Source organism: Hafnia psychrotolerans, from assembly GCF_014639435.1.
GTDB classification, from domain to species: domain Bacteria; phylum Pseudomonadota; class Gammaproteobacteria; order Enterobacterales; family Enterobacteriaceae; genus Ewingella; species Ewingella psychrotolerans.
The window spans coordinates 81,171-94,677 of sequence record NZ_BMFZ01000008.1; the positions used below are offsets into that span (position 1 = coordinate 81,171).

General features: G+C 48.1%; 11 protein-coding genes. 2 read left to right on the forward strand and 9 right to left on the reverse strand.

The annotated features are described in order from the left end of the window. Nucleotides 1-50: 50 nt before the first annotated feature. The 9 genes from IEV89_RS14950 to bolA form a co-directional block, all read right to left on the reverse strand. Nucleotides 51-452 (reverse strand): YbgC/FadM family acyl-CoA thioesterase, encoded by a 402-nt coding sequence (locus IEV89_RS14950; protein ID WP_188474324.1) that lies wholly within the window; start codon nt 450-452, stop codon nt 51-53. A gap of 121 nt (nt 453-573) precedes the next feature. Further along, a complete protein-coding gene (locus IEV89_RS14955) occupies nt 574-960 on the reverse strand; it encodes a ComEA family DNA-binding protein (protein ID WP_188474325.1) in 387 nt (128 codons plus the stop codon). Between the two features lie 137 nt (nt 961-1,097). Next, nucleotides 1,098-2,978 carry a peptidylprolyl isomerase gene (gene ppiD, locus IEV89_RS14960; RefSeq protein ID WP_188474326.1) on the reverse strand — a complete coding sequence of 627 codons (1,881 nt, stop codon included), beginning with the start codon at nt 2,976-2,978 and terminating at the stop codon, nt 1,098-1,100. A 169-nt stretch (nt 2,979-3,147) separates the two neighbouring features. Continuing rightward, entirely contained in the window at nt 3,148-3,423 is a 276-nt protein-coding gene (gene hupB / locus IEV89_RS14965; RefSeq protein ID WP_140470871.1) for a nucleoid-associated protein HU-beta, read from the reverse strand. A gap of 216 nt (nt 3,424-3,639) precedes the next feature. Further along, nucleotides 3,640-5,994 (reverse strand): endopeptidase La, encoded by a 2,355-nt coding sequence (gene lon / locus IEV89_RS14970; RefSeq protein ID WP_188474327.1) that lies wholly within the window; start codon nt 5,992-5,994, stop codon nt 3,640-3,642. 193 nt (nt 5,995-6,187) lie between these two features. Then, nucleotides 6,188-7,462: an ATP-dependent protease ATP-binding subunit ClpX gene (gene clpX, locus IEV89_RS14975; RefSeq protein WP_188474328.1), complete on the reverse strand. Its 1,275-nt coding sequence runs from the start codon at nt 7,460-7,462 to the stop codon at nt 6,188-6,190. 194 nt (nt 7,463-7,656) lie between these two features. Further along, on the reverse strand, nt 7,657-8,280 hold the full coding sequence (gene clpP, locus IEV89_RS14980; RefSeq protein WP_188474329.1) for an ATP-dependent Clp endopeptidase proteolytic subunit ClpP: 624 nt from the start codon (nt 8,278-8,280) through the stop codon (nt 7,657-7,659). A gap of 430 nt (nt 8,281-8,710) precedes the next feature. Further along, nucleotides 8,711-10,015 (reverse strand): trigger factor, encoded by a 1,305-nt coding sequence (tig, locus tag IEV89_RS14985; RefSeq protein WP_188474330.1) that lies wholly within the window; start codon nt 10,013-10,015, stop codon nt 8,711-8,713. Nucleotides 10,016-10,464: 449 nt separating this feature from the next. Next, a complete protein-coding gene (gene bolA / locus IEV89_RS14990) occupies nt 10,465-10,779 on the reverse strand; it encodes a transcriptional regulator BolA (protein ID WP_188474331.1) in 315 nt (104 codons plus the stop codon). Nucleotides 10,780-11,136: 357 nt separating this feature from the next. Here bolA and IEV89_RS14995 point away from each other — a divergent pair, with 357 nt between their 5' ends. Together IEV89_RS14995 and ampG are read left to right on the forward strand one after the other, a co-directional pair. After that, entirely contained in the window at nt 11,137-11,715 is a 579-nt protein-coding gene (locus tag IEV89_RS14995; RefSeq protein WP_188474332.1) for a lipoprotein, read from the forward strand. A 172-nt stretch (nt 11,716-11,887) separates the two neighbouring features. Beyond that, nucleotides 11,888-13,366 (forward strand): muropeptide MFS transporter AmpG, encoded by a 1,479-nt coding sequence (ampG, locus tag IEV89_RS15000; RefSeq protein WP_188474333.1) that lies wholly within the window; start codon nt 11,888-11,890, stop codon nt 13,364-13,366. Nucleotides 13,367-13,507 lie beyond the last annotated feature (141 nt).

The following is a 13,507-nucleotide window of genomic DNA, read 5'->3' on the forward strand; positions in this document are numbered from 1 at the left end:
CCGGCCCATCACTTCTCTTCTATTCACGTTCTCATTATTTCAACCTACGTTTAGTGATCTTTAAGTTCCAGCTCACGTAATCTTTCAAGCAATTCACCTTCAAGCGGCAAGGCTTTTTGTGTCCGTAAATCGATACATACAAAAGTCAGGGTTGCATCGGCAACCATATCCCCGTCTCTTGTTATCACCTGCTCTATGACACCGCTGCGGCCATTGATCTGCTGTAGGCTACTGTCAATGCGTAATAGGTCGCCTAGCGTAGCCGGCTTGCGATAGTTGATATTAATATTGACCACAATGAACGCGATGTTGTTGGCACTCATCCATTTAAAACCACTCTTGTTATCGAGCCACTCCCAACGAGCGGATTCTAAAAACTCAAGATAACGGGCATTATTAACATGTTGATAGACGTCGATATGAAAACCACGAACCGTAATGAACGTATGCATAATCTCTTCGGTGCTCCTGAAAAATAAGGGTCAGGTAAGATATCTGTACTGGTCAGATGTCTTGAAAGATTAGCAGAAGAAAATGGCGATAACCTTTATCAGGTCATCGCCGGGACATCCGTCACAGTTTCAGACGGTCCTTGTTACGTTCGAACAGCGCAGCACCAATTCCCGGTACTTCCTGCAACTGATCAATAGCGGTGAATGGCCCTAACTCATCGCGATACCGGATGATCGCCTGCCCCTTCTTAAGCCCTACGCCGTTCATTACTTGTGCAAAATCTTCTGCCGTTGCAGTATTGACATTAACCCTGGCGTCATCCGTAGTCATGGCCTGCTCTTTTTTAGCCACAGACGTTCCCACTTTATTTGTCGGTGCCTGAGCGACTGCCGACGTCGCGGTTGCGACCTGATTCACGCTCATTGGCGCGGCCTGAAGCATGACCGGGAGAGTAGATAGCCCCAAAGCCAGGGCCAGTGAAAGTGAAGTAATGCCTAATTTTTTCATGCTGTATCCTCCATGTGTTTTCAGCATGAACAGAATGCAGTAAGTTTTATCAAGCGACAATTGGCAGATTAAAAATGTGGAAAAGGCCGCGAAAGCGGCCTTTGGAAGTTGCAACACGTTGCATTGTTTTGCGACGTTTATTGGTTTTGTGCGGCAGAACCCAATTTGATCTTGGCTTCCTGACGCAGATTGGTCAGCAATGCATCGAAGGTCACGTTGGACGAAGACTGCTGCAGTTGCTGCTCAAAGCGTGCAGTTTCGGTATCGGGTAGTTGGCCCGGATTAACCGCAGTTAGCTCAACAAGCACACTGTTACCTTTATCATCCTGAGATAAACCATAAACTGGCTGGTCTTTTTGCGGATGAGGCAAAGCATAAACGTTTTGTTCAAATGCAGAAGGTTGCTGAGTACGCTGTATTTTCTGCACATCGCCAAAACTCAGACCCGCAGCTTTTAAGGCTTCATCGCCTTTACCCGCTTTAAGCGCTGTCAGCAGTTTCTCACCCTCCATACGCGCCTGGTCTTCTGCTTTCTCGCGTTTCACTAATGTCATCACTTGCTCTTTAACGTCAGCAAAAGGCTTAAAGCCTTCGGCTTTGTGCGCATCAACGCGGAGAACAAAGGCACGGTCACCATCAACAGTGATAATGTCTGAATTGCTGCCCGGTGAACCGTCCTGACCAATCAAGCCACCTTCGAAGATAGCCTGCACAACCGGTTTAAAGTTAAGAGCTGCGGGGATCTGTTGCTGAGTAAACCAATCAGTATGTGTTGCTTTTACACCGGCAACGTCTTCAGCTGAGGCTAAAGACTCATTATCATTGGTAGCCGCTTCGCTGACCTTCTGCTGCAAGGCATAATACGCATCAACAGCTTTCTCAAGTTTAAGCTTATCAACGATGCTGTCATGCACTTGAGCTATCGGTTTGATTTGCTCAGGTTGAATGTCTTCGAGACGTAAAATGAAGAAGCTATTGTCAGATTTAATCACACCAGAAACCTGACCTTTGGTGGTCAAATTGGCGCTTTTAAATTCAGGCAGCGTTGTTTCAGGTTCAACCCAATCCATCAGACCGCCCTGCTTTCCGCTCAGCTTATCAATAGACTTGGTTTTAGCCAGTTCAGCAAAATCAGCGCCTTTCTTCAGCTCAGCGGCGACGGCATCCGCATCAGCCTGTGTTTTGAGGACGATAACCCGATAACGACGACGCTCAGGCTGACCAAATTCGCTCTTGTGTTGATCATAGTACGCCGTGACGTCAGCATCAGTGACGTTTGACTTCCCTTGCATCGACGCTGCATCCATTTCGATATAGCTGACTTTTACCTGCTCGGGGGAGACAAAGCTATTCTTGTGCTGATCGTAGAAAGCCTGTGCTTCGCTGTCGCTGACCTGTTGTTTCGCAGCCAGAGCCGCAGTATCGAGAGTCGCCGTACGAACGTCACGTTCCTGCAGAAGTAATTCAGACATGGCTTTGGTTTCAGTCGGTAAAATGAAATCTGATGTCCCGAAAGCCTGCGCCAATTGCTGACTGACCAACTGCTGTTTCATCAATTTAGCAAAATTGTCTGCGCTGTAACCCATACCCTGGATGCTTTGCAGATATTTGGCATTATCGAAACGGCCATCAGTCTGGAATTGTGGGGTTGCCAGGATAGCGTCTTTAATTTGTTGGTCACTGACGGTAATGCCCAGCTTCTTGGAATACTGATCGAGCAACGTGACATCAATCAGATTATTTAGGGATTCCTGACGCAATTGCTGCATATAGCCTTCGCTACCTGCCAGCGCAGAGAATTGATCTCCGAGCTGTTGCTGCAGTCGGCTACGCTGGCTTTGTACCGCTTCCTCCAACTGCGAACGCCCTATTTCCTGACCATTCACTTTCGCTGCATAGTCGCCTGAACCGCCGATCAGGTAGTCGCCTACCCCTGTCAAAATAAAAGACAGAATAATCAGGGCCAGAATGATTTTGAGCACGACGTTGTTGGAAGCCGCGCGTAAATTGTCCATCATAGTGAGGCAACACTCCGCTGTAATAAAAAAAGCGCATCGATTCCGATGCGCCTTGTATCTTACCTTACCAACCCGTTGGCGTCAGGTTATTGTTTAACAACCAGACCTGGGAATGAAAAGCACTATACTGGCTTTTGTCTCGCAGGTTTGACGCCTGACCTGCAGGTAATTAACCGTTGACTGCGTCTTTCAACGCTTTACCCGCACGGAAACCAGGCACTTTTGCCGCAGCAATGCTGATTTCTTTACCGGTCTGTGGGTTACGGCCTGTGCGAGCAGAACGCTCACGAACCGAGAAAGTACCAAAGCCAACCAAAGCAACTTCTTCCCCAGATTTCAAGGTGTCGGTTACCGATCCAAGTACTGCATCCAATACACGTCCAGCAGCCGCTTTAGAAATATCAGCACCGGCGGCAATTTTGTCGATCAGTTGTGACTTATTCACTCTATTAATCCCCTCTAGAAATTCTATCGTCACGTCGCATTTTCCCTGCGAATATGACAGCCCAGCAGTTATATCAAGCCTGTCAGGGCTATGCAAGCGGCTGAAAGCAGCCTCAAACTTTCTGACAGCTGTCTAACTTAACGACACAAAAAAAGGCTGGCAAGTGAGATTTCACTTACCAGCCCGAGTTTTATTTAACTGTGACGGTTATGATCACTATTTTACTGCAACCGGTAACGCACCGAAGGCCGGATTTTGCAGCGCAAAATTCAACACATCATCAATGCGCTTCACCGGATGAATCTCAAGATCACCTAACACGTTAGCAGGAATCTCTTCCAGATCACGTTTGTTGTCATCCGGTATCAGCACCACTTTGATACCACCGCGGTGGGCTGCCAGCAGCTTCTCTTTCAGACCACCGATTGGCAGAACCAAGCCACGCAAGGTAATTTCCCCAGTCATGGCAACGTCCGCACGTACCGGATTACCGGTCAGGCAGGATACGAGTGCAGTGCACATCGCGATACCCGCACTCGGACCATCTTTTGGCGTTGCCCCTTCCGGTACGTGAACGTGAATGTCACGTTTTTCGTAAAAGTCAGGGTTGATACCCAGTTTGTCCGCACGAGCACGCACCACGGTCAGCGCTGCCTGGATAGACTCCTGCATGACCTCGCCTAAAGAGCCAGTATAGGTCAGCTTGCCCTTACCAGGAACACAGGCTGTTTCGATGGTCAACAGTTCACCGCCGACTTCAGTCCAGGCTAAACCGGTCACCTGACCTACGCGGTTTTCGGTATCAGCGCGGCCGTAATCAACCTTCTGTACGCCGAGGAAATCTTTCAGGTTATCCCCGTTAATTTCAATGTGCTTGAGGGTTTTATCCATCAGCAATTGTTTAACGGCTTTACGACACAATTTAGACAGTTCGCGTTCCAGACTACGCACACCCGCTTCTCGGGTGTAAAAGCGAATAATTCCGATAATGGCGCTGTCGTCGATCGTCAATTCGCTTTTTTTCAGAGCATTACGCTCAATCTGCTTCGGCATCAGATGCTGTTTGGCAATGTTCAGCTTTTCATCTTCGGTGTAACCAGACAGACGAATCACTTCCATACGATCCAAAAGTGGTGCCGGAATGTTCATTGAGTTAGACGTCGCCACAAACATCACATCAGACAGATCGTAGTCAACTTCCAGATAGTGGTCGTTAAACGCCACATTCTGCTCTGGATCCAGCACTTCCAGCAGTGCGGAAGCGGGATCGCCACGCATGTCAGAAGACATTTTATCGATCTCATCCAACAGGAACAGCGGGTTTTTAACCCCAACTTTCGCCATTTTCTGAATCATCTTACCTGGCATAGAGCCGATGTAAGTGCGGCGATGACCGCGGATTTCCGCTTCATCACGCACACCACCCAGCGCCATACGCACATATTCACGGCCTGTTGCACGTGCAATAGACTGCCCGAGAGAGGTTTTACCCACACCCGGAGGCCCAACCAGGCAGAGGATCGGACCTTTAATTTTGCTGACGCGTGTCTGCACTGCAAGATATTCAAGAATACGGTCTTTGACACGTTCCAGGCCAAAGTGATCAGAATCGAGAACTTCCTGCGCTTTACGCAGATCTTTCTTCACTTTGCTGCGGGCATTCCACGGTACCTGAAGCATCCAGTCGATATAACCACGAACGACGGTGGCTTCAGCAGACATCGGTGACATCATTTTCAGCTTTTGCAGTTCAGCTTCGGTTTTTTCACGCGCTTCTTTCGGCATTTTCGCCGCTTCGATTTTGCGTTTCAGCGCTTCATGTTCGTCAGGCGTATCATCCATTTCACCCAGCTCTTTCTGAATGGCTTTCATTTGCTCATTCAGATAGTACTCGCGCTGGCTCTTTTCCATCTGTTTCTTGACACGGTTGCGGATGCGCTTCTCAACCTGTAACAGGTCGATCTCCGACTCCATCATCGCCATCAGATATTCCAGACGTTCGGTAATATCAAACATTTCTAGCACAGACTGTTTATCTGCAAGTTTCAATGGCATATGTGCAGCAATGGTGTCAGCCAGACGGGCTGCATCCTCAATGCTGTTAAGCGAAGTGAGCACTTCCGGTGGGATTTTTTTATTCAGTTTGATATAGCCTTCAAACTGATTAATGGCGGTACGAACCAGAACTTCTTGTTCCCGCTCATCCACGGCCGGTGAATCAAGGTATTCGGCCTGAGCAGCAAAGTGCTCGCCGCTATCAGACAGCGTGGTAATGTGCGCACGCTGTAAACCTTCAACCAGAACTTTCACGGTACCGTCAGGCAGTTTCAGCATCTGTAATATGGAGGCAACGGTGCCTACAGAGAAGAGATCGTTAACACCCGGCTCATCGGTAGATGCTTCTTTCTGCGCTACCAGCATGATTTTTTTGTCGTGATCCATCGCAGCTTCAAGGCAGCGAATCGATTTCTCCCTGCCAACAAACAACGGGATCACCATGTGCGGATAAACCACCACGTCGCGCAAGGGCAAGACGGGGATTTCTATGCGTTCGGAACGCTCAGGGTTCATAGAGCTCTCTCTTAGTTTAGCTTCCGCCAGGTTAAGGAAATCTCGTGAAACACGAGTCAAACGGGTTTCAGCAAGTCGTTATTTGAGTATATGGGGATGAATATCTGACATTCAACGACAAGAATGTGAGTAAAAAAAAATGGGGGACAAAATCCCCCATTTTCTTCACTAACCTTATGGAACAGTTGGCTAATTATTCGCCAGATGCCTGTTGCGCTTCAGGTTTTCCATAAATCATCAGCGGTTCTGACTGGCCCGAAATAACGGAGTCGTCAATAACCACTTTCTCTACGCTGTCTAGTGATGGCAGGTCATACATGGTATCCAACAGTGCGCCTTCAACAATCGAACGCAAACCGCGAGCACCCGTTTTACGCGCCATCGCTTTTTTGGCGATAGCGACTAACGCTTCATCACGGAATTCTAGCTCAACGCCTTCCAGATTGAACAATGCCTGATATTGCTTAGTCAGGGCATTTTTCGGCTCTTTCAGTATCTGGATCAATGCGTCTTCGCTCAGTTCACTTAGGGTAGCGACGACGGGCAGACGACCGATAAATTCTGGAATTAGACCAAATTTAATCAAATCTTCTGGTTCAGCCTGAGCCAACAACTGGCCTTCGGTTGCTTTTTCAGACTTACCCTTCACTTCTGCACCAAAACCAATGCCGGTACCGGTGTTAATACGCTGACCAATCACCTTATCCAGACCAGCGAATGCGCCTCCACAGATGAACAGGATCTTAGAAGTATCAACCTGCAGGAACTCCTGCTGAGGATGCTTACGTCCACCCTGAGGTGGAACTGCCGCAACGGTACCTTCAATAAGTTTAAGTAACGCTTGCTGAACACCTTCACCGGACACATCACGTGTGATCGATGGGTTATCAGACTTACGGGAGATCTTATCGATTTCATCGATATAAACGATCCCACGCTGCGCTTTTTGTACGTCATAGTCACATTTCTGCAGCAGTTTCTGGATGATATTTTCCACATCTTCACCCACGTAACCGGCTTCAGTCAGGGTGGTGGCATCAGCCATAGTGAATGGCACATCAAGGAAACGCGCAAGCGTCTCAGCCAACAACGTTTTACCGCTACCCGTTGGCCCAATCAGCAGAATGTTGCTCTTACCTAATTCGATACCATTAGTGGTATCGCCATTACGCAAGCGTTTATAGTGATTATAAACCGCCACAGCCAGAACCTTTTTAGCCGGTTCCTGCCCGATGACATAGTCATCCAGGTGCTGACGAATTTCATGGGGAGTCGGCAATGCACTGCGTTCGCGGTGCGGAGCAACTTCTTTAATCTCTTCGCGAATAATGTCGTTACATAGATCGACACACTCATCGCAGATATACACTGACGGCCCGGCAATCAGCTTACGCACTTCATGCTGGCTTTTGCCGCAGAAAGAGCAGTACAGCAGCTTTCCTGAACCGTCTTTGCGCTTATCTGTCATCAGTAAACCTCTTCTTTAGTCTCTGTTCCGCAGAACACGCGGCACGGGCATGTTAATCGCTGCCGTATCGACGGCGGGTGGTTGCTATGTCGGTACTGAGCCAAACGCAGTGCTCACATTAAAAACCTGCGTGCCAACCTGCGTTGCCTTTGCATGACTTAACTATAGACCATCAGCCCGGCAGATTTAACCCGTCAGACGCGATGGGAAAATACCGAGTCAACCAATCCATACTCTACAGACTCATCCGCTGACAAGAAACGGTCACGCTCGGTGTCACGTTCAATTTCTTCCAGTGACTTACCCGTATGTTTCGCCATCAGCTCATTCATCCGAGATTTCACTTTCAGGATCTCTTTGGCGTGAATTTCAATATCTGTCGCCTGCCCCTGGAAACCGCCCAGCGGCTGGTGAATCATCACCCGTGAGTTTGGCAAACAGAAACGCTTACCTTTCGCCCCAGCGGTTAACAGGAACGCGCCCATTGAGCAGGCCTGGCCCATACAGATGGTGCTGACGTCCGGTTTGATAAACTGCATGGTGTCATAAATAGACATCCCAGCAGTGATAACGCCACCTGGAGAGTTAATGTACAGGAAGATGTCTTTTTCAGGACTCTCGGCTTCAAGGAACAACATTTGAGCCACAATCAGGTTAGCCATATGGTCTTCAACCTGACCCGTCATGAAAATAATACGTTCCTTCAGCAGACGGGAGTATATGTCGTAAGAACGCTCTCCCCTTGAAGTCTGCTCCACAACCATGGGTACCAGAGCCATGTTCGGTGCAAATCGTTCTTGTTCACTATTGTATGACATAACCGTCTCCTAATAGAATTCTCTTTGGCGCTAGTTAAACCGATTCTACTTGAGATAAGCTTTGATGACTATGCTCAAGCGGCCAAGTCGCCGTTTACACAGCTGACGGTTGTTATCAGTCAGAATTTAACAACAAAGTACTCTGCATTTATAGTTAACAATTGGGGGAATAAGCCCCCTTTTTCAAGTCCGTAGCGAGATTTCTTTTCGAGCAGATACATTTTCTTCATCCTGCTCCCGCGAAAAATGTCACTCATCTTCAGCCAGTCAACCGCTGCTCCGCATACAGTTTATTCAACCCATCTGCGTAAATATAGTGCAAAAACAACGGCAAAAAAGATAAATGTCATGCATCGACCATAAAAAAACCCGCAGTAAAAACTGCGGGTTTTATTCTGAGCTTATGAAAAGTCAGCAATATGTAATATTGTTATGCAGGTTGCGTCTGGTTCATCAATTCAGTAAAGGTAGTGGCTTTCTCAGTCACTTTCGCTTTAGACAACAGAGTCTCGACCGCTTGTTCTTCCAGTGCGACGTTACGCATGTTGTTCATCAGCTCTTTATTTTTGCTATAGAACTCAACAACTTCAGAAGGATCTTCGTACGCAGAAGCCATTTCTTCGATCAACGCTTTAACGCGTTCTTCGTCAGCTTTAAGTTCGTGCTGGCTGATCACTTCACCCAACAGCAAACCAACAACTACGCGACGCTTAGCCTGCTCTTCGAACAGCTCACGCGGTAATTCCAGCGCTTGCTTTTCATCACCGCCAAAACGTTGTGCAGCCTGACGACGCAGAACATCAACTTCACCGTCAATCAGTGCTGCTGGAACGTCGATGTCATTGGCATTAACCAGACCGTCGATTGCCTGAGTTTTGATGCGGTTACGGACAGCACCTTTCAACTCACGTTCCATGTTTTTACGCACTTCAGCACGCAAACCTTCAATAGAACCATCAGCAACGCCGAAACGTTTAATGAATTCAGGCGTCAGTTCTGGCAGCTCACGCTCTTCAACTTTCTTCAGGGTAATGGCGAATTTAGCCGATTTACCTTTCAGATTTTCAGCGTGGTAATCTTCTGGGAAGTTTACGTCGATAGTGAATTCTTCACCGGCTTTGTGACCCAACAGGCCATCTTCGAAGCCTGGGATCATGCGGCCCTGGCCCATTGCCAGAACGAAATCAGAGGCTTTGCCGCCCTCGAATTCTTCACCGTCGATAGAACCGGAGAAATCAACAGTAACGCGATCTTCTGCTGTTACTGCAGCGTCGGTTTCTTTCCAGTCAGCTTGTTGCTTGCGCAGAGTTTCTAACATGGTGTCAACATCGGCATCGTTAACTTCAACGACAGGTTTCTCAACTTCGATGTTTTCCAGATCTTTCAGCTCAACTTCTGGGTACACTTCGAATTCAACGGTATAGTTGAAATCTTCGCCCAGTTTGTATTCACCCGGCACATAGTTAGGCGCGCCAGCTGGATTGATTTTTTCTTTGATGATGGCGTCAACGAAGTTGCGCTGCATCAGATCACCCAGGACGTCCTGACGAACAGAAGCACCGTAACGCTGCTCGATGATATGTTTTGGTACTTTGCCCTTGCGGAAGCCGTCAATACGTACTTTTTTAGATACGTTGACCAGTTCGCTGCTCACTGCTTTTTCAATGCTGTCAGCAGGAACAGTAATCGTTACACGGCGCCCAAGGCCTTGAGTGGTTTCAACAGAAACTTGCATCTTGTTACCTCAAAAAAATTACAGTGCTCGGTCAACTCCAGAAGTCGTTCTCAAGATGAGAAGCGTGGAAAAGAACGAACTTACCTTGAAAACGACTTCTAAGAACCGGGACAGTCCTCTATAAGGACGTAGCCCTGTATTCGAAAGCGTCCCGAACCCATTCCGGAAAAATAAGACGCGACATTATAGCGGCGCATAGTCGGCGAGTCGAGGCCGGTAATCTGCTGCGTCGGAGGAAAAATCGCTGCGCGGTCGATCCCTCTAAAAATAGCGTCGAAGCAGAGGCTTAAACGACCCCATCGCCTATCAGTCAGTTATCTTTTTCGACTAAAAACAGAAACGGCCCTCAGGCCGTTTCAAAAATCGCTGTTACTAATACCGCATCTTGTGGAGAAAGTCCCACGTGATACTAAGATCTTTGTGGTTTTTGTGAATGGGATCCAGCCTTCTCAGGCCAGAGTTCCGGCACCACGACAAGCCGGTGAAGCCAGTACCGTATCCTGTAAACCTTCCCACTCTTTCTGCGTATAAGTATGTAGCGCCAGAGCGTGAACGCTGCCTTCGAGCTCAACAGACAGCGCGCTATAAATAGCGCGATGACGTGCCAAGAAACGTTCACCCACAAACTTATCGGACACCAATACCACTTTGAAATGGCTCTCTGATCCTACGGGTACATTGTGACGATGACTTTCATCCGTCACTTCCAGGTACGCAGGTTCAAACGTTGCAACTAATTTTGCTTCTATTTGCTCGCGAATCATAGCAATCTCCTTACGCCGCTTTAGCAAAGAACTGCGCCCTATGGGAACATCTGTCAGGTATAAGGATAGCGGCTTTGCGACTTATTAATACGTTACAGAAATAAAATTTCTGTGGTGATTGATAGAAAAGGCAATCAGTTTGTCTTACTCAATGATATTTAGCCAACATTCTGCCAATTGAGTAAAATCATTGAATATCAATAAGTCAGTTTGGTCTACTTAGTTAGATGTAGGCAAATATTGTTTTTCCATACACTCAGGACTTCCCCCATAAAAAGGCGATGTTATGATGTGCTAACTTTGCGTAACCCGTCCCATTTTGCCTCTTCAATCAGATGCACTCATTGAGAAATTAATATGTTGAAAAAAATCATTTTCCCTGTACTGGCCCTATTAATGCTTGCCGGTTGTGCCACCAGCACTAACACACTGAATATTTCACCAAAAATCTCATTACCGACTCAAGACCCTACCCTACAAGGTATCACTATTAGCATCAACGGTGCCGATCAGCGTCAGGATCAGGCACTGGCTAAAGTGAACCGTGATGGGCAGCTGGTATCCCTGACACCTTCAAGGGATCTGCGTTTCCTCCTACAAGAGTCACTGGAAAAACAGATGACCGCACGGGGTTATATGATTGGTGCAGATGGTGCAGTCGATCTGCAAATCGTCGTCAATAATCTGTTCGCTGATGTGCAGGAAGGCAATTTGCGTTACAACATCACCACCAAGGCTGATATTTCTATCATTGCCACCGCGAAAAATGGTAACAAACAGGTCAAGAACTACCGCTCAACCTACAATGTTCAGGGAGCATTCACTGCGTCTAACACCAAAATTACCAATGCGGTGAATAGCACGCTGGGTGATGTCATCAACGATATGGCGCAAGACACCAGCATCAGTAATTTTATCAAGGCCAACGCCCGATAATTGCGCCGTTTTTTGCTGATAAATCCCTTCTGCCCGGCGCTGTCGGGCAGAGTTTTTTCCTCTCCCTCAGCGCTGAAATTTCACGTTGTACTAATCCCTCCTTTATTATCTCCCTGCATCCTTTATTATGCCCATGCGCCACTCTTTCACCGGCCTGCGGGAACATATTTACATGGTAAGTCAGTACTTCAAGATTTTCACACAACGTAACACTCTGATCCTACTGCTGCTGGGTTTTGCGTCCGGCTTACCTCTTGCCTTAACATCCGGTACGCTTCAGGCCTGGATGACAGTGGAAAACGTCGATTTAAGAACCATTGGTATCTTCTCTCTGGTTGGGCAAGCTTACGTTTTTAAATTCCTTTGGTCGCCGATGATGGACCGCTACACTCCCTCTTTCTTTGGTCGCCGCCGGGGATGGCTCATTCTCACGCAACTGCTTCTGGTCGTCGCTATTTTTGCCATGGGCTTCATGGATCCCTCTAAAGAACTGTTCTGGCTGGCCTCATTAGCTGTGCTCATTGCATTTGCATCGGCCTCCCAGGATATCGTTTTTGATGCCTATAAAACTGACTTGCTACCTTCGGCGGAACGAGGCAATGGTGCTGCGGTATCGGTACTAGGCTACCGTCTGGCAATGCTGGTCTCCGGCGGATTAGCACTCTGGATAGCCGACCATTATCTTGGCTGGCAACATATGTACTGGCTGATGGCTGGGCTGATGCTGATTGGTGTCGTCGCCACTACCATGGCCCCAGAGCCTGATGTCGGCGAACCCGCACCCAGTTCGATAGAAATCGCCGTCATCGCCCCGCTGAAAGACTTTTTCGGGCGTAATAATGCCTGGCTGATTCTGCTTTTGATCGTCATGTATAAAATGGGCGATGCTTTTGCCGGTAGTCTCAGCACCACATTTTTGATTCGCGGCGTTGGTTTTGATGCCGGGGAAGTCGGGCTGGTAAATAAGACCCTCGGTTTGCTGGCAACCATCATTGGTGCGCTTTATGGCGGTATGCTTATGCAGCGACTGAGCCTGTTCCGCGCCCTAATGCTTTTTGGCATCTTGCAGGGCGTCTCGAATGCCGGATACTGGATTTTAGCCGTCACTGACAAACACCTTTATTCCATGGGCACAGCGATTTTTTTCGAAAATCTGTGCGGTGGTATGGGCACGGCGGCCTTTGTCGCCCTGCTGATGACGTTGTGTAACCGCTCTTTCTCAGCCACCCAGTTTGCCCTGCTCTCTGCGCTTTCTGCTGTCGGACGAGTCTATGTCGGCCCGATTGCCGCATGGTTTGTTGAAGCACACGGCTGGCCGCTGTTCTACCTATTTTCTATCGTCGCAGCGGTTCCTGGTTTAATTCTGCTCGCCATTTGCCGCCAGACGTTGGAATACACCCAAAAGACCGATCAGTTTTTACCTCGCATTGATTTTGCTACCAGCTACCATCTGGCGCTGCGTTTGCTGTTAGCTGGCTGTTTATTGCTGGTAACCTGGTTGGTTATTCTGACGAGTAATGGATTAGGGTGGACAAGCTGGAGCACACTGCCAGAGCGCTTGGTTGAACTCGGCGCATTGATTTGTCTGGCCGGGATCGTGCTTGGCAGTACCTTAGATTTTCTGGCGTTGCGGCGTCAAAATGTGGTTTGACGCCTATTCGGTTAAAATTAAGGAATAGGCATCACTGCTGTGCGCATCACAGTCTGGCCTGATGTTCCTTGCCGGACAGTTGAAGGCATTTTGAGCCGTTTTAACGCTAGCTCACAAAATTTAGCATTGTTATCAGGATAG